We start from the raw sequence: 24,099 nt of genomic DNA on the forward strand, positions 1-24,099 counted from the left end.
CCCGATGACAGTCACCCTGGGCACCCCGCTCACCGAAACGCCGGCCCGGATCCTCGTCGACCCGACCGAACTGGCCGTACGCCGGCGGTCCCGGCCCGGCCCCGGCCTGCTCGCCGCCGGGGCGTACCTCGTCCTGCTGGTCGTCGCCGCGGCCTGGCCGGCGGCGCTGGCCCCCGCCGACCCGCTCGCGGCCGATCCGCTCGCCGTGCTGCGCCCGCCCGGCGCAGGGCACTGGTTCGGGACCGACCACCTCGGCCGCGACGTCCTGACCCGGGTGGTGCACGGCGCCGGCCACTCGCTCACCATCGGTGTGGCCGCCACCGCGATCGCCGTGACCGGCGGAGTGCTGCTGGGCCTGCTCGCCGGCCTCACGCACCGGATCGCCGACGAGGCGCTCAGCCGCACGTTCGACGCGCTGTCGGCGTTTCCGATGCTGCTGCTGGCGCTGCTGTTCATCGCCATCGCCGGCCCCGGCACCACCAGCCTGATCGTCGCCATCGGTATCGCCACCCTGCCGCACCACGCCCGCGTGGTCCGTGGTCAGACGCTTCTCGTGCGCCGCTCCGGCTTCGTCGAACAGGCCGTCACCTTCGGGCAGTCCCAGCCTCGGCTGGTGCTGCGGCACGTACTGCCCAACGTGGTCGGCCCGGTGCCGGTGCTCGCCGTGATCGGGCTCGGTGAGGCGATCTTGGCCGCCGCCGGGCTCAGCTTCCTCGGCATGGGCCCCCAGCCGCCGTCCCCGGAGTGGGGCGCGATGCTCTCCGAGGGCCGCAACTACCTCCAGGTGGCCTGGTGGATCAGCATCCTGCCCGGCCTGGCCGTCACCGCCACCGTGGTCTCCCTGACCGTCGTCGGCCGGCACTGGCAGGCCCGCTTCGACGGGCGGCGGCGCTGATGGCGCCGCTGGTCACTGTCGAGGACCTGCACGTCGACTTCGACACCCCGACCGGCCGGGTGGCCGCGGTGCGCGGAATCAGCTTCACCGTCGAGCGTGGCGAGTGCGTGGCCGTCGTCGGGGAGTCCGGCTCCGGCAAGAGCGTCACCGCCCGTACCCTGGTCGGTCTCGCCGGCCCCGGCGCGCGGGTCCGCGCCGCCCGGCTCGACCTGGCCGGTGAGGACGTGCGGACCCACCGCCCCCGGGACTGGCGGCGGGTCCGGGGCCGCCTGGCCGGGCTGGTCCTCCAGGACGCGCTGGTCTCCCTCGACCCGCTGCGGACGGTCGGCGCCGAGGTCGGCGAGGTGCTCACCACGCACGGCATCGTCGGCCGCCGGGAGCGGGCCGGCCGGGTCACCCACCTGCTCGACCTGGCCCACCTGCCGGAGCCGGAGCGCCGGGCCCGGCAGTATCCGCACCAGCTCTCCGGCGGGCTGCGGCAGCGCGCGCTGATCGCCTCGGCGATCGCCGGGGAACCGGCACTGCTCATCGCCGACGAACCCACCACCGCGCTGGACGTCACCGTGCAGGCCGAGATCCTGCGGCTGCTCGCCGAGCGGCGGGCCGCCGGGGTGAGCCTGCTGCTGATCAGCCACGACCTGGCGGTGGTCGCCCAGGTCGCCGACCGGGTACTGGTCATGCGCGACGGCCGCGTGGTCGAGCACGGACCCACCGACCGGCTGCTGCGGGCACCGGAACACCCGTACACCCGGCAGTTGCTGGCCGCGGTGCCGTCGGCGTCGTCGCGGGGCCGCCGGCTCACCGCGACGGCCCCGGTCGAGGGCGCCCGGGCGGCCCTGCCCGCCCGCGGCGAGGTCCGCCCCGACGACCGGGTGCTCGACGCGCGCGGGCTGACCAAGAGGTACGGCGAGCACACCGTCGTCCGCGACGTCTCCTTCTCCGTGGCACGTGGCGAGACGCTCGGACTGGTGGGGGAGTCGGGCTCCGGCAAGAGCACGGTGGCACGGATCGTGGCCGGTCTGCTCGCCCCCGACGCCGGCACCGTCACCTTCGACGGGAAGCCGTGGTCCGCCGCCCGCGAACGCACCCGCCGCCCGATGCGCCGCCGGCTGCAACTGATCTCACAGGACCCGCTCGGCTCCTTCGACCCCCGCTACACCGTTGGCCAGGTGATCGGGGAGAACCTCGACGCGGACGTCCACCGGCGGGACCGGCGCGCCCACGTCGCCGACCTGCTGCACCGGGTCGGCCTCGGGCCGGACCTGCTGGACCGGCACCCCCGGCAGCTCTCCGGCGGGCAACGGCAGCGGGTCGCCATCGCCCGCGCGATCGCCCCCCGGCCGAGCCTGATCATCTGCGACGAACCGGTCTCCGCCCTCGACGTCTCCGTCCAGGCGCAGGTCCTCGACCTGCTGGCCGAGCTACGCGCCGCCGACGGCACCGCGCTGCTCTTCATCTCCCACGACCTGGGCGTGGTGCACCACCTGAGCGACCGGGTGCTGGTCATGCACGACGGCACGGTGGTCGAGCAGGGACCGGTCGGCGACGTCTTCACCTACCCCCGACACGACTACACGCGATCGCTGCTCGACGCGCTGCCCACGCTCGTCCCCGCCCGCCGACCGCAGGAGGAACGCCCATGACCGAGAAGACCCTGCACCTGGCAGTCGCCCTCGACGGCCTCGGCTGGCACCCGGCCGCCTGGCGTCTCTCCCGCGCCGACGCGTCGGCGCCGCTGACCGCGCGCTACTGGGCGGCCCTCGCCGGTGAGGCCGAACGCGCCACACTGGACCTGCTCACCGTCGAGGACAGCCTGGACCTCCAGTCGACGCGGCCCGACGGCCCCGACGGCCGGGCCGACCAGCTCCGCGGACGCCTCGACGCGGTGCAGATCGCGGCCCGGCTGGCCCCGCTGACCCGGCACATCGGGCTGGTGCCGACCACCAGCACCACCCACACCGAACCGTTTCACCTCGCCACGGGGGTGGCCACGCTCGACCACCTCAGCGGCGGCCGGGCCGGCTGGCGGCCCCGGGTCTCCGCCCGGCGAGCCGAGGCCGGTCACTTCGGCCGTCGGGAGATCCCCGCCCTGGATCCGGCCCGGCTCGACGACCCGGAGGTCGTCCGGCTCGTCGGCGACCTCTTCGCGGAGGCCGGCGACGCCGTGGAGGTGGTCCGCCGGCTGTGGGACAGCTGGCAGGACGACGCCGAGATCCGGGACGTCGCCAGCGGGCGCTTCGTCGACCGGGAACGGCTGCACTACATCGACTTCGTGGGCCGGTGGTTCTCGGTCAAGGGCCCCTCCATCGTGCCCCGCTCGCCGCAGGGCCAGCCGGTGGTGGCCGCGCTGGCCCACTCGTCGGTGCCGTACGCCTTCGCCGCCCGGCACGCCGACGTCGTCTTCGTCACCCCGGCCGACGCCGAACACGCCGCCGCGATCGTCGCCGAGGTCCGGGCCGCCGAGGCGGCCGTCGGCCGGACCGACCCGCCGCTGCGCGTGTTCGCCGACCTGGGCGTCCTGCTCGACGAGTCGCCGGCTCTCGCCCGCCGGCGCGGCGCCCGTCTCGACGAGCTGCACGGCCAGGAGTTCCGCTCGGACGCGGCCACCTTCACCGGAACGGCGGCCGACCTGGCGGACCTGCTCGCCGCCTGGCAGCGCTCGGGTGTGGACGGTTTCCGGTTGCGACCCGCCGTGCTTCCCCACGACCTGACCCTGATCACCCGTGCGCTGGTGCCCGCGCTGCGGGGCCGCGGTCTGTTCCGCGTCGGATATCCCGGCGGGACGCTGCGTGACCTGCTCGGCCTGCCCCGACCGGCCAGCCGGTACGCCGTCGCGGCGACCGCCTGATTCCTGGAGACCGTCATGCCCAAGCAGATCATCCTGGCCGCGCACTTTCCCGGCGTGAACAACACGACGGTGTGGAGCGACCCCGAGTCCGGCAGTCAGATCGACTTCTCCTCGTTCGTCCACCTGGCCCGCACCGCGGAGCGTGGCAAGTTCGACTTCTTCTTCCTGGCCGAGGGGCTGCGCCTGCGCGAGCAGCGCGGCCGTATCCACGACCTGGACGTGGTGGGCCGTCCGGACACGTTGACCCTGCTGGCCGCCCTCGCGAGCGTCACCAGCCACCTGGGCCTGGCCGGCACCCTGAACACCACCTTCCGCGAGCCGTACGAACTGGCCCGCCAGCTGGCCAGCCTCGACCACCTGTCCGGGGGGCGCGCCGCCTGGAACGTCGTGACCACGTCCGACGCGTTCACCGGGGAGAACTTCCGCCGGGGCGGCTACCTCGACCGTTCCCTGCGCTACGAGCGGGCCGCCGAGTTCGTCCGGACGGCCCGCGAGCTGTGGGAGTCCTGGCCGGCGGACGCAGTAGTGGGAGACCGCGACGGCGGACGGTACGTGACGGAGGCGGACCCGGGCGCGTTCGCCCACCACGGCGACCAGTTCGACATCGCCGGACATTTCACCGTGCCGCGCAGCCCGCAGCTGCACCCGGTGATCCTCCAGGCCGGTGACTCGCCCGACGGACGGGAGTTCGCGGCGTCCAGCGCCGACGCGATCTTCTCCCGGCACGGCACGCTGGAGGACGGCCAGGAGTTCTACCGGGACGTCAAGTCCCGGCTCGCCCGGTACGGCCGCCGGCCCGACGAGCTGAAGATCATCCCCGGGGTCACCTTCGTGCTCGGCGACACCGACGCCGAGGCGCAGGAACGCGCCCACCACATCCGCCGCCAGCAGGTCAGCCCACAGACCGCGATCCTGCTGCTGGAACAGCTGTGGAACCGGGACCTGTCCGCGTACGACCCGGACGGCCCGCTGCCCGCCGAGGACCCGGATGTGAGCGCCGCGGCGATCAGCCGGGGCCGGGCCGGCATGTACGCGGACCCGGTCGGCACCGCCCGCCAGTGGCGTGCCCTGGCCGAGGAGAAGGGCCTCGGAATCCGCGACCTGATCATCGAGGTGACCGGCCGGCAGTCGTTCGTCGGCACCCCGCGGCAGGTCGCCGAGCGGATGGACCACTTCGTCCAGTCCGACGCCGCCGACGGGTTCATCCTGGTGCCCCACCTGACCCCGGGTGGTCTCGACCAGTTCGTCGACCAGGTCGTCCCGCTGTTGCAGGAACGCGGCGTCTTCCGCACCGAGTACACCGGCACGACCCTGCGCGACCACCTGGGCCTCGGCCCCGCCCGCCCGGTCGGCCGCGTCGGTGCGGCGTGACCACGCCCCTCATGGTCCGCCGACGCCCCGAACCACCTGCCCACGGCCCGGGTGCTCACCCCGGGCTCGCGATCCGCCGGTACCCCATGACCCCCTGCGCCGGAAGTGACGGTCCCCGTATGAAGTTCCTGCTGATCACCCTGATCACCCACCTGCCCGACCCGGTCACGGGTCGGCGCCGCAGCACCACCGAGCGGTTCCGGGAGGTGGTCGACACGGCTGTCCTCGCCGAGGAACTCGGCTTCGACGGGTACGGCGTCGGCGAACGGCACGAACGGCCGTTCATCTCCTCCTCGCCTCCGGTGGTGCTGAGCCACATCGCGGCCCGTACGTCCGCCATCCGGCTCTTCACCGCCGTCACCACGCTCAGCCTGCTCGACCCGGTCCGCGCGTACGAGGACTACGCCACCCTGGACCACCTCTCCGGCGGCCGGCTCGAGCTGATCATCGGCAAGGGCAACGGCGCCGCGCAGGCCCAACTGTTCCACGTCACCGCCGAGGATCAGTGGGACCGGAACCGGGAGGGCTACGAGCTGTTCCGCCGGCTCTGGCGGGAGGACAAAGTCACCTGGTCCGGGACGTACCGGCCGTCGCTGACCGACGCCGAGACCTGGCCACGCCCGCTGCAACAGCCCATCCGTGTCTGGCACGGCAGCGCCACCAGCCGGGAATCGGTCGACCTGGCCGCCCGCTACGGCGACCCGCTCTTCTCCGCGAACGTCACCAACCCCATCGAGCCGTACGCCGAGCTCATCCGCCACTACCGGGACCGCTGGGTCCACTACGGCCACGACCCGGCCGACGCCCTGGTCGGCGCCGGCTCGGCCGGTTTCTACGTGACGCGCACCTCGCAGGAGGCGATCGAGCGGTACCGGCCGGTCTTCGACGCCCGGGTCGCCGCGTTCCGGCGGCTCGGCCTGCCGACGGTCTTCCCCACCCTCGAGGACGCCATCGAACGCAGCTCCATCCTGGTCGGCAGCCCGCAGCAGATCGTCGACAAGGTGCTGCGCTACCACGAGGAGTTCGGCCACGAGGTCATGCACCTCCAAGCCGATCACGACGGGCTGACCGACAAGCAGCACCGAGAAAGCCTGGAGCTGTTCCAGGCCGAGGTGGCGCCGGTGCTGCGGCGAGAAATCCCCAGTCGCCCCTTCGCGCCGGCGCCGGCCGCCACGCCGGCGGTCTGAGAAGAGACGGGAAACCACCATGCCAACGACGCCACTGTCCGTCCTCGACCTGTCGCCGGTGCCCGCCGGAGGCACCGTCGCCGACGCCCTGCGCAACACCGTCGACCTGGCCCGCCGGGTCGAGCAGTCCGGCTACCACCGCTACTGGCTGGCCGAACACCACCTCGCCGCGGGCGTCGCCAGCTCGGCACCCGCGGTGCTCATCGGGCAGGTCGCCGCGGCCACCAGCGCCATCCGCGTCGGCTCCGGCGCCGTCCAGGTCGGTCACCGCACCGCCCTGTCGGTCGTCGAGGAGTTCGGCACCCTCGCTACGCTGTACCCCGGGCGGATCGACCTCGGGCTGGGCCGTTCCGGGCAGCGGCGCGTCGAGGCGGCCCAGGCACTCACCGCTGGAACGAACGAGCCGCCCGTCGAGGCCCGGGTCGTCGACGGACTGCTGATCCCGCCGCCGTTCTCCTACGCCGGCGTCCTCGCCTCACCCCGCTTCGCGCTGACCAGCACGCTGCTGCACCAACCGGGTGCGCAGCCGCCGGCCTTCGCCGACCAGGTAGCCGACGTCCTGGCCCTCCTGCGCGGCGACTACACCGACGAGAACGGTCTGGACGCGCACGCCGTACCGGGGGAGGGCACCGACCTCTCGGTGTGGCTGCTGGGCAGCAGCGGCGGCGAGAGCGCCCAACTCGCCGGCGCGCTCGGCCTGCCCTTCGCCGCGAACTACCACGTGAGCCCCTCCTCGGTGCTCGATGCCGTGACCGCCTACCGGGCCGCGTTCCGACCTTCGGCGGTGCTGGCCCGGCCCTACGTGGTGGTCTCCGCCGACGTCGTCGTCGCCGACACCGACGAGACGGCACGTCGGCTCGCCGCGCCGTACGGGCCCTGGGTGCGCAGCATCCGCAGCGGTGGCGGCGCGATCCCGTTTCCACGCCCGGAGCAGGCAGCCGCGCTGCCGTGGACCGACGAGGACCGCGAGTTCGTCGCCGACCGGGTGGACACCCAGTTCGTCGGATCGCCGGGCACGGTCGTCGAGCGGCTGCGCGTCCTGCGTGACGTCACCGCCGCCGACGAACTGCTGATCACCACGATCACCCACGCGCACGGCGACCGGGTCGGCTCGTACGAGCTGCTCGCCAAGGAGTGGCAGGACTGACCGCGGCACCGGGGCCGAGCTTTCGGCAACGGCCGCGGTGCGCAGGGCACCGCGGCCGGGCATCACGACTGCCCCGCGATCGACGCGCGGCAGAGATCGTCAGCTGTCGGAGGATTGCGGCTGGTCCTGCGGTCCGCGGGGGATGTCCCCGCGCAGGGTGATGCGATGCATGACCCGTCGTTCGGATCCGTAGTCGCGGTTGGCGTAGTGGGCGGTGCTGCGGTTGTCCCAGAGTGCCACGTCGCCGAGGCGCCAGCGGTGGCGCACGATGTGCTCCGGCTTGGTGAGGTGGGCGTAGAGCAGGTCCAGGATGGCCCGGCTCTCGACGTCGGAGACCCCGACGATGTGCGAGGTGAAGCCCGGGTTCACGAAGATTCCCCTACGGCCGGTCTCGGGATGTACCCGGACCACCGGGTGCTCGACCGGGTCGAGCCGGGACACCGGCTGGCCCTCCCACACGTTGCCTCCGCGTTGGGCGAGGTAGTAGCCGAACTCGCGGGTGCCGTCGTGGACGGCGGTGAGGTGGTCGACAAGCCGTCGTACGGGCTCGCTGAGCGAGTCGTACGCCAGTTGCGCGTCGGCCCAGTTGGTGTCTCCGCCGGTCGGTGGGAGGGTGACCGGGCGCAGCATCGAGCCGAGTGGCGGCCGCTTCATGAAGGTGACGTCGGTGTGCCACACGTCGGCGAAGCCGTTGTCGGTGCTGTCCAGGGCGTACACCTCTGGGTGGGCCTTGTCGACGCTACCGACGACCGGATGCGAGGCGGTCAGCTCGCCGATCCTGCGGCCCAGGCGCACCTGAGCGTCGTCGTCGAGGTGCTGGTCGCGCAGGAAGAGCACCTTGCGGTCGACCAGAGCAGCGCGGAGAGCGACGATCTCGTCGTCGGTGGCGGTGGCCAGGTCCATCCCGTGGACCAAGGCGCCGAAGTGCGGCCCCAGCGGTTCGAGGTCGAGTTGCACGCGCACGCTGGTCATGTGAATGCTCCTTCGGTTCGGACGGCGTGCCCGATCTCGGCTCGCAGTACGGCGTACTCGGGCAGGCCCCGCAGGTTGTCCGGCGTGACGCCGGTGCGAGGCAGGTCGACGGGCAGGTCCAGGACGATCCGGCCGGGGCGCGGGCTGAGCACCACGACCCGGCTGCCCAGGAAGACGGCCTCGTCCACGCTGTGGGTGACGAACACCGAGGTCCGGCCGGTTACCGTGCTGACCGCGCGCAGGTCCTCCTGGAGGCGTTCCCGGGTGAGCGCGTCGAGCGCGGCGAACGGTTCGTCGAGCAGCAGCAGTGGGCGGTCGGCGGCGAGAGCGCGGGCGATCGCCACGCGCTGCTGCTGGCCGCCGGAGATCTGCCAGGTGCGGCGCTTCGCCACATCGGGCAGGCCGACCCGGGCGAGTAGCCGATCGACACCGTCGGTGGGCTGTCCGGCGTAGCGCAGGGCCAGCTCGATGTTGCCGCCCACGGTCAGCCACGGGAACAGGCGGGGCTGCTGGAAGACCAGGCCGGCGCCACGCCCTGGGACCGGCGGCAGTCCAGCGGTCAGGACTGTGCCGGTGGTGGGCCGCTCGAAGCCGGCGATCAGCCGCAGCAGGGTGCTCTTGCCGCAGCCGGAGGCGCCGACCAGGACGAGGAACTCACCCGTCGGCACGGCCAGGTCGATCGGACCAAGGGCGACGACGTCGCCGTACGCGTGCTCGACGTCGTTGACGGCGATCGCGGCCGTCCGGCCAGGGTCAGCCGAGGACATCCGGCAGCCCCTCGGTGTAGATGGCGGCCTGCACGGTCGCGAGGTCCGGCACGGCGTCGATCTTCTGCTGGTCCTTCAGGAACTGTGCCGCGCTGACGAGGTTGTCGGCGAGCTGCCCCTTGGCTGCCGAGGTCCCGAGCCATGCGGGACCGGCCAGGTCCGCGGGCTTGAGGAAGACGCCCTGGGAGAGCTGCCGCTGCGCTTCCTCCGGCTTGAGGTTGAGCTCGGCGCCCACCGACCTCGCGGCTGCGGCCGGGTCGTTGTGGATCAGGTTCAGCGCCTGGGACTGAGCTTTACGCCAGGCGTCCACGGCCGCCGGGTGCGCCTTGATGAAGTCGGTGGCGACGACACCGAGATCAAGGGTGGGCTTGCCGGCGGTGGCCAGTTCGCGACTGGTGACCAGCACGGTGCCGGTCTTCCTGAGTTCGTCGAGCGACGGCAGCCAGGAGTAGGCGGCGTCCAGGTCGCCGCGGGTCCATGCGGCGAGGATGTCCTGCGGTTCCAGGTCGACGATGGTGACCTCGGACTCCTTGACACCGGCGCGGTCCAGCGCGGCCAGCAGGCTGTAGTGGGCGGTGGAGGCGAACGGGGTCGCCACCTTCTTGCCGCGCAGGCCGCGTACGTCGGTGACCCCGGAGCCGTTGCGGGCGACAAGTGCCTCGTTGTCGCCGGCGACGTCGAGCACGAAGGCGACCTGGTACGGGATGTTCAGGGGTGCGGAGAGTCCGCGAGCGACCGGACTGGATCCGATCGCCGCGATGTCGACGCTACCGGCGACGAACGCGGTGTTGATACTGGCGCCGGAGTCGAACTTGGTCCAGGTGATCTGGTAGTCGGGCAGGGCCTTCTCCAGCAGACCCTGGTTCTTGACGATGAGGTCGCCGCTCGGGAATGCCTGGTAGGCGATCCGGATGCTCTTGCGGTCCGGGTTGCCGCCGCCGCTGGCGGCACCGTCCCCGCAGGCGGTGGGTAGCAGCAGGGCGGCGGCGGCCAGCAGGCCCAGAATCTTGCGCATGTGCTGTTCTCCTATATCTGGCCGCGCCACGGGATCAGCCGGCTCTCGGCGGTCCGCAGCAGGGCGTCGATGAGCAGGCCCGACAGGCCGATGGCGAAGAGACCGAGGACGACCACGTCGGTCTGTGAGTAGCGTTGGGCGTCGCGGATCATGCCGCCGATTCCGGGTACGCCGTTGATCGTCTCCGCGGCGACCACCGAGGAGTACGCGACCCCGACGGCGATCCGGATGCCGGTGAAGATTTCCGGTAGCGCATGGGGCAGCACCACGTCGCGGATCACGCGTGCGCGGCTGGCGCCCAGCGCCTGCGCGGCCTCCACCAGACCGGTCGGTGCGGAGTGGACGGCCGCCGCGGTGGCGACCGCGACCGGGGGCAGCGCGGCGATGGAGAGCAACCAGAGCTTGGGTGTCTCGTCGATGCCGAACCAGATGATGAAGAGGCTGAAGTAGGCCAGGGGTGGGAGCGCCCGGATGAAGGTGACGACCGGTTCGACGACCACCCGGATCCAGCTGACCGTTCCCATGACGACACCGATGAGCACTCCGCCGGCGACACCGATGACGGATCCGATCAGGATGCGGCGCAGGCTCACCCCGAGGTGCTCGATCAGCAGGTGTCCGCTGTAACCACGGATGTCGTCGTGGGTGGTCGAGGTCTGGACGAGTTGGTGCCACACGGCACCGGGCGAGGGGATGAAGGTGGGGTTGCCGGTGGCTCGGGCGGCGATCTCCCACACCGCGTAGAGGACGACGAGGGCGAGCAGCCGGAGCAGGATCCGGCGGCGGCGTCCGCCGCGCGGTGCCTGTGCGTCAGGTGTCACCGCCGGCGCGCCGATCGAGGCTTCCGCCGCCGTCGGCGCGGGGACCGTGGTAGCCACCTACTATTCCTATAGTGTAACTAGGGATTGGGCAAGTGGGAGATCGACGGGTGGGAGAGCAGACGGCGCTCCCGGCGGGGACCGTCCGCCTCCACGAGCGGCCTGTCGGACACATGTCAGCGGGGAACCGACGGAATCGCCGACTGCGGGTCGACCCCGGCGAACGCCAGCCCGATGACAAAGCCGGCGACCTCCTCCAACTGTCGTACCCGGTCGAGCGTTCCGAGGACCGCGGGAACTCCACCGACGTCTCGCACGAGCGACCCGACGACATCGAGTGCGCGCTCGTCGTCACCGCACATGGCGACCGTGACCGGTCCGGCATCGGGCGTCACCCACCGGTCGGCCGGGAAGAGATGGAAAGCCTTGACCACGTGCGCGCCGGGTGCGAGGGCGGCGATGTGGCCGGCGGCCGACCGGGCGGGTTCCGTCCGGAGGGTGCCGACACCGTGCTCGACGGCGTTCGTCGGGTCGATCAGGGCGAGGCCGGCCAGTGCGCCGGCGGGCCCGCCGGCCGCTGTCAGCATCTCGGTGACGCCGTCCCAGTGGACCGCGAGCAGAACCGCGTCGGCGCCGGCGGCGACCGTCGGCACGGGCCGCGCGGTGCCGCCGATCCGGTTCGCGATCGCTTCGGCGGCGGCCGTCGAGCGACCCCCGATGATGATGTCGTGTCCGGCCCGGGCCCAGCCGGTGGCCAGTGCCGTGGCGAGGTTGCCGGTGCCGAGGATTCCGATACGCATACCGTCACGCTAGGCAGGCCGACGCGCACCGGATGGTGCATGTCGGGCGTGCCAGGATGGGCGCATGGGTGACGGCGACCTCTGCGAGGAACTCGTAGCCGACTGCCGGATGCGGATGGCGACGGACCTGTTCGCGCACACGTGGGATGCGGTCGTGCTGGCCGCGCTGGCCGAGGGCGCCCTCCGCCGCCGCTCACTGCGGGCACGCATCGGAGGAATCAGCGACAAGGCGCTCACCGAGGCCGTACACAGGCTGGTCGGCAACGGCCTGGTCGAGCGGCGGTTCTTCCCCCAGGCGCCGCCCCGGGTCGATTACGCGCTCACCGATCTCGGCCGCAGCTTCGCCGACGGCCCGATGCGGGCGCTGGGCGCCTGGGTCACCGAGCATGGCGACGAACTGTTCGAGGCGCAGGAGCGGCTCGGCGCGTCGTAGCACCGCGAACGGCCCGGGCTGTTCGCGTACCCCACCCACTGAACCGCCCGGAGTCGTCGGGGTCGGCGATGACCTCAACCGGCGGTTCAATGCGCTCTTTGGTGACGTGGGCCAGGACTCAACGGGAAGCCCGTCACCGTGACGGGGCCGTGAGGTTTCCATACGCCCATTGGCGTGGACGCTACGTGCCTCGCGCCGGGTCGTGCTCACTCCAGCCCTGATCGAGGATCCGGAATCCCGCGTCGAGCATCGGATCGGTGTCACTCGTCACGAGTAGCTGGATCTGGAGGGCGAACCGGGCGTAGATCCGGATGTCGTCGCTCGGCTGGGACAGGCCGAGATCCTCGGTGATGGCTGCGACGAGTGCGTCCTCATGGCGGAGCCACATCCGGGAGGCGTACTCCTGGAGGGCCGGTGTGGCTTCCATCAGCGACATGACCCGGCGGCGGAGCGGCGCTTCCTCGCCGGACCACATGGCGACGAATTCGGAGCGGTAGTGGGCCTTCAGCGCTTCCGAGATCGAGAGGCCGGCCGGCCGCTCGCGCACGGCGGCGACGAGTCGCTCGCGTTGCGCGTCTTCCTCGTGGAAGAGGAGTGCCTCCTTCTGGGGGAAGTGGGCGAAGACAGTGGTGGGGGAGACGTCCGCCTGGTCGGCGATCTCCCGCACGCTCACCGCGTCGAAGCCGCGCTCGAGGAACAGCTCCTGCGCAGCTCGCAGGATCGCGGCCCTGGTCATGGCCTTCTTGCGCTCGCGCCGCCCAGTTCGATTCGGCTCCCTTGCCATGCCGTCATCGTACAACTCTGACCATGATGGTATTGACACCAAAACTGGTATCACTACACTTCCGTAGTGATACCAGGCTCCTCTGCCCCTGTCGACCTCGCCGAAGGGCTCCCGGCCATGACACAACTGGTGAAGGCAACGCCGAAGGCAACCGTCTCTGCGGCGTACCGGAGCGGCCAGCGCCGGCCCGCCGGGGCAGCGCTCGCCGCCGCAGCAGCGATCTTTCTGCTGCTCGAGTTCGTCGCCGCCGCGGCCTGGCGGAGCCCGCCCTACAGCTACACCTACCACTACATCAGCGACCTCGGAGTCCACGGCCCGTTGACCGCGTTCGGCCAGTACATGTATTCGCCCCTCTGGTGGGTCATGAACACCGGCTTCTTCCTCTTCGGAGTCCTGGTGTTCATCGGTGTCGCCCTGCTCAACGGCCTGCGAGGCTGGCGCCGGGGGGTCCTGCTCGGCATGGCCGCCCTTGTCGGTGCCGGCGGCGTCGTGCTGGCGCTCTTCCCCGGCGACGGCGAAGCCGACCGGCAGGGCACTGTCGACTTCCACGGTCTGGGCGCCATGGCCGCCATCGTCGGCGGCAACATTCTGATCATCGTGCTCGGGCGCATGTACCGAGACCTCCGCATCGGCAGGAAGCCCGGGAAGGCCATGGTCATGCTCGGCGCCTTCGGACTCGTCTCCACGGCGGCTTTCCTCGCCGTCGCCGGGTCAGGGACCAACGTCTTGGTCGGCCTCGTCGAGCGCTGCGCCGTCTACCCGATCCTCATCGGCCTCATCTCCGCAGGGGTGTCCATCTGTCGCCGCAGCTACCGGGACACCGCCGCGCTCTAGTTCGCGGCCGAGAGGCAAGAGCACCTGCCGTGGTCGCCGACGACCACGGCAACGGGAGTGGACATCATGCTCGACGTACGCCACCTCGATCTCGAAGAGATCGCCACGGCTCTGCAGGACCAGAGCGCGTACGAGTACCGCTGGCTCATCGATCCGGCCAGCGGGGAGATCAGGATGTGGACGGCTGACGGCGGCATCGACGGGAAGACGCCGGTCGACCTCGATGAACTCGATCTGGTTCCGATCGAGGCGTTGCCGCCCTCCGTCTGGCACCGCGACATGGTCGACTTTGCCCAGCGGGTCAGCGACGAGCAGGCGGGCCGCAGGCTCTTGCGGGCCGTCCAAGGCAGGGGTGCCTTCCGGCGGTTCAGGGACGAACTGCACGACGAGTATCCGCACCTGCTGACGGTCTGGCACGCCTTCCGCCAGGCTCGGGCAGCCCGCCGGGCCATTGACTGGCTGCTCGACAGATGCCTGATCGATGACGCTGCCGCGAGCCGCTGTCGGACCGAGCACCCTGACCCGGACGTGCCGTGAGTCGAACAGGCCAAGAAGACGGGGGCAGCAGAGCAGGGTGATCGAGCCTATTCGACTTCTCGGAGCAGGGCGGTCCGCCATGCAGAGACGCGAGCCCGCATGTCGGCGACCTCATGCGGCGCCAGACCATAGCTGGTGAAGTCTTCGTCGTCGAAGCGGTCGACGTGGCGAAGCATCGCGGCGAACATGCTCCGGTCGAATCCGTCGTCGGCGGCGTGCGCGAGGTCGCAGAGCTGGTCGAGGGTGTACCGGCCGCTGATGGCGGCATCGATGTCGAGGAAGTCGCGGGCGGCTGAGTCGCAGGTCGATGTCGGCGCGGCGACGCCTGGCGCGGCGGGCGCCTGCTCGTGCTAACCTACCAATCGCTTGGTTGGTTGATACGGACGTCATGCCGGCTCCCAGACGCACGCCGGGGGAGCCGCCTCACTACGCAAGGAGACCTCGCGATGGAGGTACTCGTGGTCGGTGGAACCGGCATGATCGGGGTCCACACCGCCCTTCACCTGCGCGACCGGGGAGACAACGTCACCGTCGCCGCCCGAGGGACGGTCGACGCGGACTCACCCGTCGCCGGCCTGCCCGTCCTCCGCGGGGACTACACCCGCCAGACCTTCACCCGCCAGGACCTGGCCCCCTTCGACGCGGTCGTCTTCGCCGCCGGGCAGGACGTACGCCACCTGCCCCGGGACGCGGACGAGGCCACGTTCTGGAAGGAGACCCAGAGCGAGGGGGTGCCGGCCTTCGCCGCCCTCGCCAAGAGCGCGGGCGTCTCCCGCTTCGTCCAGGTCGGCAGCTACTACCACCACCTGCGACCCGACCTGGCCGAGTCCAGCGCCTACGTCGCCGCCCGCCGCGACGCCGACGAGGGTGCCCGGGCGCTGGCTGACGACTCCTTCACGGTCTGCACCCTCAACCCGCCCTCGATCATCGGTGCCATCCCCGGCGTCACGGCAAAGCGCTACCGCCGCATGGTGTCCTGGGCGGCCGGCAACGAGCCGCAGATCCCCGACCACGCGCCGGCCGGCGGCACGAACTACATGTCGGCCCGGTCCCTGGCCGAGGCGATCGGCGGCGCGCTCGACCGTGGCGCGGCGGGCGCGGCCTACCTCGTCGGTGACGCCAACCTCACGTTCACGCAGTTCTTCCAGCTGCTGGTCGACGCGGCCGGGGGCAACCGCACCATCGCCGAGCGCGACGAGCCGCACCCCTTCATGCCCGACTCGATGATCGTCCAGGGTCGCGGGAACGTCCTCGCCTACGAGCCGGATCCGGCCGAGACCGCGCTGCTCGGCTACACCCGCGGCGACTGCGAGCGCGCCGTCGCCGAGCTCGTCCAGGTCGTGCGCGCGGCGACCGCTCGCGCGGCGTGACCGGCCTCGGCGCGGCCGACCTCACCGCGCTGCGCGCGCTCTCCGAGACGTACGCCGCAGCGGCCGACGACCGCGACGCGGCAGCGATCGGCGCGCTGTTCGTCCCGGACGGCGTCCTGGTGGTTCCCGAGCCGCCGGCGCACCTCGGCCCGCACGTGCCCCACGTCGGCCGCGCCGCTGTCGTGGCCGCGTTAGGGGCGCTCGCCGGCACCCTGGCGACGACTCACGTCGTGGCCGGGGCGCGCTACCTGCCGACGCCGACCGGGGCCCGTGGCCGGGTTCGCGGCACGGCCCACCACCTGGTCCCCGGTCGCGACGGGCCCTCGGACGTGGTCTGGTTCCTGCACTACGACGACGAGTACGCGCGTACCGGCGAAGGATGGGCCTTCACACGTCGCGCGGTGACCGTCAACTGGATCGAACGCCACCGCGTCTCCGTGACCCGGGCCGACGAGGAAGGAACCGGCAGATGAGCGCCACCCGCAGGCTCGAGGGCCGGATCGCTGTCGTCACCGGCGGCGCCCTCGGGATCGGCGGCGGCATCTCCCGCCGTCTCGCCGCCGCTGGCGCCCACGTCGTCCTCGTCGACATCGACGGGGAGGCCGCCGCCGGCACCGCCGCCGACATCCGGAGTGCCGGCGGCGAGGTCGAGGTCGTCCTCGCCGACGTACGCACCGCCGACGGTGTCGCCGACGCGGTCGCCGCCGCGGCGGCCGTCGACTCGGGGCGGGTCGACGTGCTCGTCAACAACGTCGGCGACTTCCGCCCGGCCGCCAAGACCTTCCTGCACTCGACCCCGCAGCAGTGGCAGGCGCTCTACGAGATCAACCTGTGGCACGTGCTCGCGATGACACATGCGCTGCTGCCCGGCATGGTCGATCGGGGCGGTGGCGCCATCGTCAACAACTCGACAGTCGAGGCCTTCCGGGGCATCCCGGCGTGCGCCCCGTACTCCGCCTACAACGCCGGGGTCAGCGCCTTCACCAGGAGCCTCGCCGTCGAGGTCGCCGGTCACGGGGTACGGGTCAACGCCATCGCGCCCGACCTCGCCGACACGCCCCAGACACCGGCCGCGGCGATGCTGCGCGGACGCGACCCGGAGCTGATTCGTACGTGGATCCCCGTCGGACGCTTCGGCGAGCCCGACGACTATGCCGCCGTGGTCGAGTTCCTCGCCAGCGACGACGCCCGCTTCGTCACCGGGCACACGATCCCCGTCGATGGAGGAACCCTGGCCGCATCGGGCTGGTACGCGCGTGCCGACCGCAAGGGCTGGTCGAACATGCCGAACGAGGCGTGACCGTGGACGCCGGGGCTCGTCGCCGGGTCCCGGCGTCCACGGCAGTGCTCAGTCGCGGCGGTCGAGACCGAAGAGCTCCGCTGCCGCGGCGAGCTGGTCGAGGTACTCGGCCAGGTCACGGTGCCGGACGACGAGGTTGACCACGGTGGCGCCCGCCTCGCCGATCCGGCCGACGAGGTCCAGCGCGGCCTCGGGGGCGCCGGTCGGGTCGAGGCGGGCCGGAGGCGTGATGACGACGTCGAACCCCTCCGGCAGGTCGTGCTCGGCGAGCATCCGCGGCAGCGTCTCCAGGTCCGGCCCGCGATACGTGACGGGGGCCGGCGCCCACCCGTCGCCCAGGGTGACCGCGCGCCGCAGGGCACGCCTGCTGTGGCCACCGACCCAGATCGGGACCTTCTGCTGAACCGCGTGCGGGCTGATCACCTGCTCGGTGAAGTGGTAGTACTCCCCGTGGTAGGTCGCGAGCCGTACCGACAGGGACGCCCGCAGCGCCCGCAGGGCGTCGTCGGCCCGTGGCCCGCGGTCGGCGAACGGACGCCCGAGCAGCGCGAACTCCTCCTCCAGGTTGCCGACGCCGACGCCGAGGACGACCCGCCCGCCGCTGAGGTGGTCGAGCGTGCCGTACCGCTTGGCCACCTCGAGCGGATGGTGCAGCCCGAGCACGAGCACGTACGGCAGGAAGCGGATCCGCTCGGTGATCGCCGCGAGGTACGAGAACGTCGCGACCGGGTCGTAGAAGCGTTCACCCCGGGCCAGCCCCGGTGACACGCTGACGTGCTCCGGGCAGGTGAAGAACTCGTACCCGAGCCGGTCGGCGGTGGTGAAGACGGTGCGCAACTCGGCGACCCCGGCCTCGGCCTCCCACGGGGGCCGGGGCCCGGAGTCGGCCAGGACCGGGGAGCTGAGGCCGATGCGCACGGCCTCAGGCCTCGGATTCGACGGCGCGGGCGAGGAGGTCGCGGCCCTCGTCGGTGCCGTCGAGCTGGCGGTTCCAGCGGTGGGTCACCTTCCAGCCCTCGTCGGTGCGGGTGAACTCCCACCGGTTGGAGCCGGTACGCCAGATCCGGTAGCCGTTCTGGTCGGGGGCGCTGAGCACGAGCTGTGAGTAGTTCGTCACGACGGCCCGGTCGCCGTCGACGACGATGTGCGGTAGCCCCATGAGGTGGGCGGCGCCGTTGTTGATCAGGGCCTGGTGCCGCTCACCGTTGACCATGCCGCGCAGCGCGTCCCGGCCGTTGAGCACGACCGGGAAGGTGTCGTACACGCCCTCCTCGGTCCACAGCTGGGCGGTGATCTCGGCCGAGCCGCTGTCCACGGCGGGGCCGTAGCTGGCCACGATCCGCCAGAGGGCGAGCTGGTCCTCGGCTGCGGCGAGGCGCCGTTCGGCCTGTTCGAGGCGAGCCTCGAGCAGGGCGAGCCGGTCGGGCTGCGAGTCGCTCATGGTGGGTTCCTTTTGATCGGGTCTCGTCGGATGAACCGGTCGGCGGCCGGTCAGGCCGGGTTCGTCTCGAAGCGTTCCGGGGCGAGTTCGCGCAGCGCTGCCATCTGCTCGAGGTGGTGGGCGGCCGAGGTGGCCACGAGGCTCGCGTTGACAGCGGTCGCCCCGACGGTGTCGGCCGTGCGCAGGTGCGCGCGGGAGCCGTCCGGGTCGCCGAGCGGGTCCAGCGGCGGGATCTGCAGCACGAGGTCGAAGCCGTCCGGGCGTTCCACGGATTCCCAGATGCGGGTCAGCTCCCGCGGTCCGAGGCCGAACGGCGCCCATCCGGTGCCGTACGTCACGGCGCGGCGCAGCGAGCGGCGGGTGCGCCCGCCGATCCACATCGGCACCGTGGTGCGCGGCGCGTGCGGTTCGACGACGAAGTCGGTGAACGTGAACCGGGGCCCCTCGTGGTGCGGCACTGCCCTGCCCCACGCCGCGCGCAGGGCGGTGATCGCCTCGTCGGCGATCGCGCCGCGCCCGGCGAACTCGGCGCCGAGCAGGTCGAACTCCTCTTCGAGGCTGCCGACCCCGATCCCGAGGACGACGCGGCCGCCGCTGAGCAGGTCGAGGGTGCCGTAGGTCTTGGCGAGGGCGAGCGGATGGTGGTAGCCGATGACGACGACGTTCGTCGCGAGCCGGACGCGGCGCGTCGCCGAGGCGAGGAACGACAGCGTGGCCACGGGGTCGAAGTACGTCGCGCCCCGCTCGGCGGCGATCGGGGCGGGCACGGCGACGTGCTCGCTGCAGGTCAGGTGGTGGTAGCCCAGGTCGTCGGCGGCGCGGGCGACGGCCAGCAGCGCGCCGCCGACGTCGGGGCCGGACAGGACGTCCCGTTCCCAGGCGGCCGCGGTGCGCGGATGCTGGACGACGACCGGGGTGAGCAGCCCGATGCGTGCGGTCATGACAGGGTCTCCGATCCGGCGACGCCGCGCGTCGCGCTGGTGGGGCCGGCGTTCGCGGGCGGGATGGTGGCCGCGGCACTGGTCGGGATGAGCCGGAGGCGTTCGAGCAACGCGCCGAAGTCCTCGTCGTCGTCCGGGTCGAGCGGCAGCCCGAGCCCGAGCCCGTCGGCGATGCCGCCGTACGCCTGCCCGAGCACGTCCGGCAGCTCGGCGTAGGTGCCGTGCGGGATGAGAGCGGCCAGGGTCTCGTCGTCGAGGACGGTGGCGAGTCCGGTCCAGCGCCCGGAGGCGGCCATCGCGGCGAGCCGTTCGCCGACCCGGCCCAGGCCGAGCCGGTCCAGGGTGGTGCGGTAGGCGGGAGTGGAGAAGAGGAACGCCAGCTCCTGGCGGGCGGAGTCGCGGCTCGCGGCGAGCGCGGCCGGCGTCGGCCCGGTGATCGACTTGGACACCACGACGACCCGCGGGATCCCGGCGCGTCCGGCCCGTTCGGCCCCGGCGCGCAGCGCGGGGAGTACGACCGTGCGCAGGTGACTCGGGTGCGAGTTGGTGGCGTGGGTGACGAAGCCGTCGGCGAGCTCGCCGGCCACCTCGCAGACGCGCCGGTTGACCCCGCCGGTGTAGAGCGCCGGGGCCGCGGTCGGCAGCGGGCCGGGATTGAAGTACGGCTGCAGCCGGGTGAAGCGGTAGTGGCTGCCCTCGTGCTCCAGGGGTTCGCCGGTGCTGAACGCGGCGAAGATCGCCCGGATCGAGGCGAGGTAGTCGCGCAGGTTCTCCACCGGCCGCTCCCACGGCACCGAGAAGCGCCCGACGATGTTGCCGCGCACCTGGGTGGCCAGACCGAGCTGGAAGCGGCCCTCGGAGAACCGCGCGAGGTCCCACGCGGCGTACGCGGTCACCATCGGGCTGCGGGGGAAGGCCAGCGTCATGCTGGTGCGTACGGTGATCCGGCTGGTGTGCTCGGCCGCGAGCAGCGCGACCGCCAGGGAGTCGTGCGTCGTCTCGGGGATGTGCACGGTGTCGAAGCCGAGCCGTTCGATGCGCGCCACGACCGCGGGCACCTCGCGCAGCGCCGTCGTCGGCGGCAGCGTCGTGGTCAGCTCCATCCGGGTTGCGGGTGTCTGTGACGCCGTCACGGGATGCGGCCCGCCAGGGTGGCGTCGACGACCTCGTCGCCGTTGACGATCCGGGCGAGCTTCTCCAGCCCGGGCGCGCGCCGCAGGTGTGCCCCGCCTTCGACGGGCAGGCACGCGCCGGTGATCCAGGAGGAGCCGGGACCGCAGAGGAAGCGGACCGCGGCGGCGACGTCCTCGGCGCGCCCGATCCGCGACAGGGGCTTCTCGGCGACCGTCGCGGCGGCCAGTTCGGGGTCGGCCAGCAGCCGGCCCGGGTTCTCGCCGTCGGTGGCGACGATGCCGGGGCGTACCACGTTGACCCGTACCGCGAGGTGGCCGAGCTCGTCGGCGGCGACCCGGACGAGCGCTTCGAGCGCGGCCTTGCTCACCGAGTACGACGGCATGAACGGGAAGGAGTGCCCGCCCGCGCTCGACGAGGTGCACACGATCGCGCCCCCGCCGCGCGCGGCCAGGGCCTGCCCGCCGTGCCGGATGGCGTGCAGCGCCGTGGTGACGTTGCGCCGGAAGTCGTGTTCGAGGGTCTCGGCGTCGAGGGCGAGCAGGGGACGGAAGGTGCCGCCGCCGACTGTGGTGACGACCGCGGCCAGCGGGGTCTCGTCGGCGGCGCGTACCGCTGCTGCCACGTCCTTTTCGCGGGTGGAGTCGCCGGCGCTGATCCGTACCGGTGGTGCTCCGGGGGCGGCCGCGGCGATCGTCCCGGCCGCCGCCCGCAGCGTCGCCTCGGTCCGTCCCATGATCGTCACGGCGGCGCCGTCGGCGGCCAGCGCGGCGGCGATGGCGCGGCCGAAGCCGCCGCCCCCGCCGATGACGAGCGCGCCGCGGCCGGCGAGCGGGCCGGGTGCGGCGCTGCTCGGATGGGGATCGGTGCTCATGCCTGCTCCCTCGACGCTCGGCGGAACTTCTCCCGCGTGGACGGGTCGTCCATGAGGACGAAGGTGCCGGTGGCCGTGACGCACGTCAGGTCCCCGACGCGCAGTTCGCCGGAGCTGCGCACCTTGCGTCCGTCGCGCCCGTCGTGCCGGGCCAGGATCGTGATCGTCGAGCCGATCGGGATGGCCGCGCGGAACGAGATGTCGAGCCCGACGGTCACCGCGGCGTATCCGGCGCGGGCGTTGGCGATGCCGAGGGCGTGGTCCATCAGCATGGCCGAGGTGCCGCCGTGCACGTGCCCGGGTGGTCCTTGGAAGGCAAGCCTCAGGGTGACCTCCCCGCGTAAGGAACCGTCCGGCTCGACCCAGAGGGACACCGGCGGCGACAGCGGATTCTCGGTGCCGCCGGCGGGGTCGAAGCGGCCCGGGCCGGGCTGGCGCCACATCGTCGCGATCCGCTCGGCGAGGTCCGGGGCGTGGGCGTCGATCCGGGCGGTGAGCGCGTCGAGGTCGGCCACTATCGCGTCGGCGTCGGGGTCGACGGCGCCGCCCGCGCGCGTGACCGCGTCGATGAGCCGGCGGGTGGCCGAGGCGACCGCGTCGATGCCGGTGTCGCGGGGCTGTGCCGTGGCGAGGGGGGCTTCCACCGTGCGGACTCCTTTGGCCGGCCGGACATCAAGCAACCAAGCGCTTGCTTGATGCGCACCTTAGCGACCTGATCGCGTGCTGGCAACGGTTGCCCGCTACGCGCCGCCCCCTTGTCGATCATGCTGCCGATCGCCTATTGACGTGCCCGCACGCTGCCACCTACGGTTCCCAATCGAGCGCTTGTTTGGATCGCGAACGGCCGCAACACCGCCAGTCTCGGGCGCGGATGCCGATCAGCTCCGGACAGGCGCTCCACACCAGCGCCGCCATCCATCACCTCCATGACCATCGCGCCCGCACGGCCGCCGCCGAACGGCCCGGCCGCCCCCGGGAACCCGCCGGGTGACCCGCGGAGCCGCTCCCGCTCTCGGGCCGAAGGTCAGGAAAGGACCATTGTGTCTCGCCTCCCGCGCCGCCGACGCCTCGCCGTCGCCGCGAGCCTGCTCGCCGCCACCCTCGTCGTCGGAGCCTGCTCCGCCACCGGAACCGGCGACCCCGGTGCCACCACGGGTGAGATCGACCCCGACGCCGTCCTGCGGGTGAGCGCCTCGTCGCCGTTCCAGAACCTCGACCCGGCGCAGCCGGCCCCCGGCGGCTACCCCTACCTCACGCTGATCTACGACCGGCTCACCATGGTCGACTCCACCGACCAGGTCGTCCCCGGCCTGGCCAAGAAGTGGACCTACGCCCAGGACGGCTCCCACCTCGAACTCGCCCTGCGCGACGACGTCAAGTTCCACGACGGGACGCCCTTCGACGCCAACGCCGTCAAGGTCAACATCGAGCGCGGCCAGACGCTGCCCACGAGCACCATCAAGCAGGACCTCGCCAGCATCACCGGCGTCACAGTCGTCGACGCGCACACCGTGCGCCTCAACCTCAAGCCGGGCACCGGCGCCGTGCTCCCCTCGGCCCTGGCCACCGCCGCCGGGATGATGGTCTCGCCCAAGGCGATCGCCGACGGCGTCGACCTCAAGCGCGCCCCCGGCAAGGCCGGCTCGGGCCCGTACGTCGTCACCGAGTTCATCCCGAACGAGAAGTACGTCGTCAAGCGCGCCGAGGGCACCTACTGGGACCCCAACGCCGGGCGCCTCGCCGGCATGGAGATCACCCGGGTCCCCGAGGGCGCCACCCGGCTCAACGGCGTCATCAGCGGTCAGACCGACCTCAGCTTCGTCTCCTCGGCCAACGAGATCACCCAGGCCCGCCAGCTCGGCGAGGACGGCCAGCTCAAGGTGACCACCCGGCCGTTCCGCAACGTCCTCGGCATCCTGCTGCGCGCCAACATGGGCGACCTCAAGGACAAGCGGGTCCGTGAGGCAATCGCGCGCTCGGTCGACCCGGCCGCCATCCGCGCGCTCTTCGCCGACACCTGCACGCCCACCCGCAGCATCTACCCGGACAGCCCGTGGGAGGACCCGGCGGCGACCTACCCGTACGAGTTCGACCTGGCCAAGGCCAAGGCGCTGATCTCCGAGGTCGGCGGGGCGAAGGTGTCGATCAGCTTCTCCGCCGGCACCAACACCGAGCAGCCCGCCACCGCCATCCAGGCCGCCATGTCCCAGGCCGGCATCGACGCGAAGCTCAACCCGACGCCGAACTCCGAGACCGAGGCCCGCTTCATCGCCGGCGACTTCGAGCTCGAGGTGTCCAACACGTTCAATCCGCGTCTCGACCCGGCGGGCACTGTGGACAACTACCTGATCGGCAACTACAAGCTCGCCACCGACCCGGAGGTCATCGGCCCGATCGCGGCCAAGGCCGCCGACCCCCGCTCCAGCGTCGAGGAGCGCGCCAAGCAGTACCACCAGCTGTGGGAGCGGCTGTTCAGCGAGGCGTGGTTCATCCCGATCTGCAACCTCACCAGCGCCACCATCGCCTCCCCGAAGGTCGTCGGGGCCGAGCAGCTGCCGTGGACCAACCTCGGCCTGTTCGACCTGCGGACCGTCGCGATGACGAAGGGCTGAGCGTCAGGTCCCCGCCGTCCGC

26 protein-coding genes are annotated in these 24,099 nt (G+C 72.2%); 14 read left to right on the forward strand and 12 right to left on the reverse strand.

The window, feature by feature from the left end:
- The first annotated feature begins 4 nt into the window (after positions 1-4).
- The 6 genes from J3R08_RS13205 (at position 5) to J3R08_RS13230 (ending at position 7,448) form a co-directional block, all read left to right on the forward strand.
- On the forward strand, positions 5-895 hold the full coding sequence (locus J3R08_RS13205; RefSeq protein WP_209961366.1) for an ABC transporter permease: 891 nt from the start codon (positions 5-7) through the stop codon (positions 893-895).
- Positions 895-2,538: an ABC transporter ATP-binding protein gene (locus J3R08_RS13210; RefSeq protein WP_209961367.1), complete on the forward strand. Its 1,644-nt coding sequence runs from the start codon at positions 895-897 to the stop codon at positions 2,536-2,538. Before J3R08_RS13205 ends, J3R08_RS13210 begins: the two co-directional genes overlap by 1 nt.
- Complete coding sequence (locus J3R08_RS13215) at positions 2,535-3,743, forward strand: LLM class flavin-dependent oxidoreductase (protein ID WP_209961370.1); 1,209 nt, start codon at positions 2,535-2,537, stop codon at positions 3,741-3,743. The genes J3R08_RS13210 and J3R08_RS13215 overlap by 4 nt, the downstream gene beginning before the upstream one ends.
- A gap of 15 nt (positions 3,744-3,758) precedes the next feature.
- Positions 3,759-5,114 carry an NtaA/DmoA family FMN-dependent monooxygenase gene (locus tag J3R08_RS13220; protein WP_209961372.1) on the forward strand — a complete coding sequence of 452 codons (1,356 nt, stop codon included), beginning with the start codon at positions 3,759-3,761 and terminating at the stop codon, positions 5,112-5,114.
- 119 nt (positions 5,115-5,233) lie between these two features.
- Positions 5,234-6,301: an LLM class flavin-dependent oxidoreductase gene (locus J3R08_RS13225; RefSeq protein WP_209961374.1), complete on the forward strand. Its 1,068-nt coding sequence runs from the start codon at positions 5,234-5,236 to the stop codon at positions 6,299-6,301.
- Positions 6,302-6,320: 19 nt separating this feature from the next.
- Entirely contained in the window at positions 6,321-7,448 is a 1,128-nt protein-coding gene (locus J3R08_RS13230) for an MsnO8 family LLM class oxidoreductase (protein ID WP_209961377.1), read from the forward strand.
- Positions 7,449-7,547: 99 nt separating this feature from the next.
- On the opposite strand, the gene J3R08_RS13235 is transcribed toward J3R08_RS13230, so the two are convergent.
- The 5 genes from J3R08_RS13235 to J3R08_RS13255 all read right to left on the reverse strand — a co-directional run bounded on the left by J3R08_RS13235 (position 7,548) and on the right by J3R08_RS13255 (position 11,820).
- Positions 7,548-8,420, reverse strand: a complete 873-nt coding sequence (locus tag J3R08_RS13235) for a TauD/TfdA family dioxygenase (protein ID WP_209961378.1) — start codon at positions 8,418-8,420, stop codon at positions 7,548-7,550.
- On the reverse strand, positions 8,417-9,187 hold the full coding sequence (locus tag J3R08_RS13240) for an ABC transporter ATP-binding protein (RefSeq protein WP_209961380.1): 771 nt from the start codon (positions 9,185-9,187) through the stop codon (positions 8,417-8,419). The genes J3R08_RS13235 and J3R08_RS13240 overlap by 4 nt, the downstream gene beginning before the upstream one ends.
- The gene (locus J3R08_RS13245; RefSeq protein ID WP_116509170.1) at positions 9,174-10,202 is read right to left on the reverse strand and encodes an ABC transporter substrate-binding protein; all 1,029 of its coding nucleotides are present in this window, start codon (positions 10,200-10,202) and stop codon (positions 9,174-9,176) included. Before J3R08_RS13245 ends, J3R08_RS13240 begins: the two co-directional genes overlap by 14 nt.
- 11 nt (positions 10,203-10,213) lie before the next feature.
- Positions 10,214-11,080, reverse strand: a complete 867-nt coding sequence (locus J3R08_RS32050) for an ABC transporter permease (RefSeq protein ID WP_209961382.1) — start codon at positions 11,078-11,080, stop codon at positions 10,214-10,216.
- Between the two features lie 116 nt (positions 11,081-11,196).
- Positions 11,197-11,820, reverse strand: a complete 624-nt coding sequence (locus J3R08_RS13255; protein ID WP_043324849.1) for an NADPH-dependent F420 reductase — start codon at positions 11,818-11,820, stop codon at positions 11,197-11,199.
- A gap of 64 nt (positions 11,821-11,884) precedes the next feature.
- On the opposite strand from J3R08_RS13255, the gene J3R08_RS13260 reads away from it, so the two are divergent.
- Positions 11,885-12,253 (forward strand): helix-turn-helix domain-containing protein, encoded by a 369-nt coding sequence (locus J3R08_RS13260; protein ID WP_043324848.1) that lies wholly within the window; start codon positions 11,885-11,887, stop codon positions 12,251-12,253.
- Between the two features lie 181 nt (positions 12,254-12,434).
- On the opposite strand, the gene J3R08_RS13265 is transcribed toward J3R08_RS13260, so the two are convergent.
- Positions 12,435-13,037: a TetR/AcrR family transcriptional regulator gene (locus J3R08_RS13265; protein ID WP_082930948.1), complete on the reverse strand. Its 603-nt coding sequence runs from the start codon at positions 13,035-13,037 to the stop codon at positions 12,435-12,437.
- 117 nt (positions 13,038-13,154) lie between these two features.
- Between J3R08_RS13265 and J3R08_RS13270 the strand changes: the two genes are divergently transcribed.
- The 6 genes from J3R08_RS13270 (at position 13,155) to J3R08_RS13295 (ending at position 17,078) form a co-directional block, all read left to right on the forward strand.
- Positions 13,155-13,871: a DUF998 domain-containing protein gene (locus J3R08_RS13270; protein WP_209961384.1), complete on the forward strand. Its 717-nt coding sequence runs from the start codon at positions 13,155-13,157 to the stop codon at positions 13,869-13,871.
- Between the two features lie 66 nt (positions 13,872-13,937).
- Positions 13,938-14,408: a UPF0158 family protein gene (locus tag J3R08_RS13275; RefSeq protein WP_209961386.1), complete on the forward strand. Its 471-nt coding sequence runs from the start codon at positions 13,938-13,940 to the stop codon at positions 14,406-14,408.
- A 113-nt stretch (positions 14,409-14,521) separates the two neighbouring features.
- A complete protein-coding gene (locus J3R08_RS13280; protein ID WP_187692486.1) occupies positions 14,522-14,704 on the forward strand; it encodes a hypothetical protein in 183 nt (60 codons plus the stop codon).
- Between the two features lie 150 nt (positions 14,705-14,854).
- Complete coding sequence (locus J3R08_RS13285) at positions 14,855-15,778, forward strand: NAD(P)-dependent oxidoreductase (protein WP_209961388.1); 924 nt, start codon at positions 14,855-14,857, stop codon at positions 15,776-15,778.
- Positions 15,775-16,251, forward strand: coding sequence for a nuclear transport factor 2 family protein (locus tag J3R08_RS13290; protein ID WP_158560012.1), 477 nt, complete (start codon positions 15,775-15,777; stop codon positions 16,249-16,251). The genes J3R08_RS13285 and J3R08_RS13290 overlap by 4 nt, the downstream gene beginning before the upstream one ends.
- Positions 16,248-17,078 carry an SDR family NAD(P)-dependent oxidoreductase gene (locus tag J3R08_RS13295; RefSeq protein WP_209961389.1) on the forward strand — a complete coding sequence of 277 codons (831 nt, stop codon included), beginning with the start codon at positions 16,248-16,250 and terminating at the stop codon, positions 17,076-17,078. The genes J3R08_RS13290 and J3R08_RS13295 overlap by 4 nt, the downstream gene beginning before the upstream one ends.
- 48 nt (positions 17,079-17,126) lie before the next feature.
- Here J3R08_RS13295 and J3R08_RS13300 read toward each other — a convergent pair whose 3' ends face one another.
- From J3R08_RS13300 to J3R08_RS32415, 6 genes are read right to left on the reverse strand one after another with little or no spacing between them, the layout of a single operon-like run.
- Positions 17,127-17,996, reverse strand: a complete 870-nt coding sequence (locus J3R08_RS13300; RefSeq protein WP_209961392.1) for a TIGR03619 family F420-dependent LLM class oxidoreductase — start codon at positions 17,994-17,996, stop codon at positions 17,127-17,129.
- Between the two features lie 4 nt (positions 17,997-18,000).
- The gene (locus J3R08_RS13305; RefSeq protein WP_082930946.1) at positions 18,001-18,519 is read right to left on the reverse strand and encodes a nuclear transport factor 2 family protein; all 519 of its coding nucleotides are present in this window, start codon (positions 18,517-18,519) and stop codon (positions 18,001-18,003) included.
- Between the two features lie 50 nt (positions 18,520-18,569).
- Entirely contained in the window at positions 18,570-19,460 is an 891-nt protein-coding gene (locus J3R08_RS13310) for a TIGR03619 family F420-dependent LLM class oxidoreductase (protein WP_166456564.1), read from the reverse strand.
- A complete protein-coding gene (locus J3R08_RS13315; RefSeq protein WP_043330306.1) occupies positions 19,457-20,563 on the reverse strand; it encodes a TIGR03617 family F420-dependent LLM class oxidoreductase in 1,107 nt (368 codons plus the stop codon). The genes J3R08_RS13310 and J3R08_RS13315 overlap by 4 nt, the downstream gene beginning before the upstream one ends.
- A 26-nt stretch (positions 20,564-20,589) precedes the next feature.
- Positions 20,590-21,465, reverse strand: a complete 876-nt coding sequence (locus tag J3R08_RS13320; protein ID WP_209961395.1) for an SDR family NAD(P)-dependent oxidoreductase — start codon at positions 21,463-21,465, stop codon at positions 20,590-20,592.
- Positions 21,462-22,109 (reverse strand): PaaI family thioesterase, encoded by a 648-nt coding sequence (locus J3R08_RS32415; RefSeq protein ID WP_209961398.1) that lies wholly within the window; start codon positions 22,107-22,109, stop codon positions 21,462-21,464. The genes J3R08_RS13320 and J3R08_RS32415 overlap by 4 nt, the downstream gene beginning before the upstream one ends.
- A gap of 396 nt (positions 22,110-22,505) precedes the next feature.
- Here J3R08_RS32415 and J3R08_RS13330 point away from each other — a divergent pair, with 396 nt between their 5' ends.
- A complete protein-coding gene (locus tag J3R08_RS13330) occupies positions 22,506-24,077 on the forward strand; it encodes an ABC transporter substrate-binding protein (RefSeq protein ID WP_209961400.1) in 1,572 nt (523 codons plus the stop codon).
- Positions 24,078-24,099 lie beyond the last annotated feature (22 nt).

This window comes from Micromonospora sp. HB375, assembly GCF_017872985.1.
GTDB classification, from domain to species: domain Bacteria; phylum Actinomycetota; class Actinomycetes; order Mycobacteriales; family Micromonosporaceae; genus Micromonospora; species Micromonospora chalcea.

Coding starts and splice junctions, on each gene's coding strand:
- J3R08_RS13205 (WP_209961366.1), top strand. CDS start 5: ATGACAGTCACCCTGGGCACCCCGCTCACCGAAACGCCGGCCCGGATC.
- J3R08_RS13210 (WP_209961367.1), top strand. CDS start 895: ATGGCGCCGCTGGTCACTGTCGAGGACCTGCACGTCGACTTCGACACC.
- J3R08_RS13215 (WP_209961370.1), top strand. CDS start 2,535: ATGACCGAGAAGACCCTGCACCTGGCAGTCGCCCTCGACGGCCTCGGC.
- J3R08_RS13220 (WP_209961372.1), top strand. CDS start 3,759: ATGCCCAAGCAGATCATCCTGGCCGCGCACTTTCCCGGCGTGAACAAC.
- J3R08_RS13225 (WP_209961374.1), top strand. CDS start 5,234: ATGAAGTTCCTGCTGATCACCCTGATCACCCACCTGCCCGACCCGGTC.
- J3R08_RS13230 (WP_209961377.1), top strand. CDS start 6,321: ATGCCAACGACGCCACTGTCCGTCCTCGACCTGTCGCCGGTGCCCGCC.
- J3R08_RS13235 (WP_209961378.1), bottom strand. CDS start 8,420: ATGACCAGCGTGCGCGTGCAACTCGACCTCGAACCGCTGGGGCCGCAC.
- J3R08_RS13240 (WP_209961380.1), bottom strand. CDS start 9,187: ATGTCCTCGGCTGACCCTGGCCGGACGGCCGCGATCGCCGTCAACGAC.
- J3R08_RS13245 (WP_116509170.1), bottom strand. CDS start 10,202: ATGCGCAAGATTCTGGGCCTGCTGGCCGCCGCCGCCCTGCTGCTACCC.
- J3R08_RS13255 (WP_043324849.1), bottom strand. CDS start 11,820: ATGCGTATCGGAATCCTCGGCACCGGCAACCTCGCCACGGCACTGGCC.
- J3R08_RS13260 (WP_043324848.1), top strand. CDS start 11,885: ATGGGTGACGGCGACCTCTGCGAGGAACTCGTAGCCGACTGCCGGATG.
- J3R08_RS13265 (WP_082930948.1), bottom strand. CDS start 13,037: ATGGCAAGGGAGCCGAATCGAACTGGGCGGCGCGAGCGCAAGAAGGCC.
- J3R08_RS13270 (WP_209961384.1), top strand. CDS start 13,155: ATGACACAACTGGTGAAGGCAACGCCGAAGGCAACCGTCTCTGCGGCG.
- J3R08_RS13275 (WP_209961386.1), top strand. CDS start 13,938: ATGCTCGACGTACGCCACCTCGATCTCGAAGAGATCGCCACGGCTCTG.
- J3R08_RS13280 (WP_187692486.1), top strand. CDS start 14,522: ATGCGGCGCCAGACCATAGCTGGTGAAGTCTTCGTCGTCGAAGCGGTC.
- J3R08_RS13285 (WP_209961388.1), top strand. CDS start 14,855: ATGGAGGTACTCGTGGTCGGTGGAACCGGCATGATCGGGGTCCACACC.
- J3R08_RS13295 (WP_209961389.1), top strand. CDS start 16,248: ATGAGCGCCACCCGCAGGCTCGAGGGCCGGATCGCTGTCGTCACCGGC.
- J3R08_RS13305 (WP_082930946.1), bottom strand. CDS start 18,519: ATGAGCGACTCGCAGCCCGACCGGCTCGCCCTGCTCGAGGCTCGCCTC.
- J3R08_RS13310 (WP_166456564.1), bottom strand. CDS start 19,460: ATGACCGCACGCATCGGGCTGCTCACCCCGGTCGTCGTCCAGCATCCG.
- J3R08_RS13315 (WP_043330306.1), bottom strand. CDS start 20,563: ATGGAGCTGACCACGACGCTGCCGCCGACGACGGCGCTGCGCGAGGTG.
- J3R08_RS13320 (WP_209961395.1), bottom strand. CDS start 21,465: ATGAGCACCGATCCCCATCCGAGCAGCGCCGCACCCGGCCCGCTCGCC.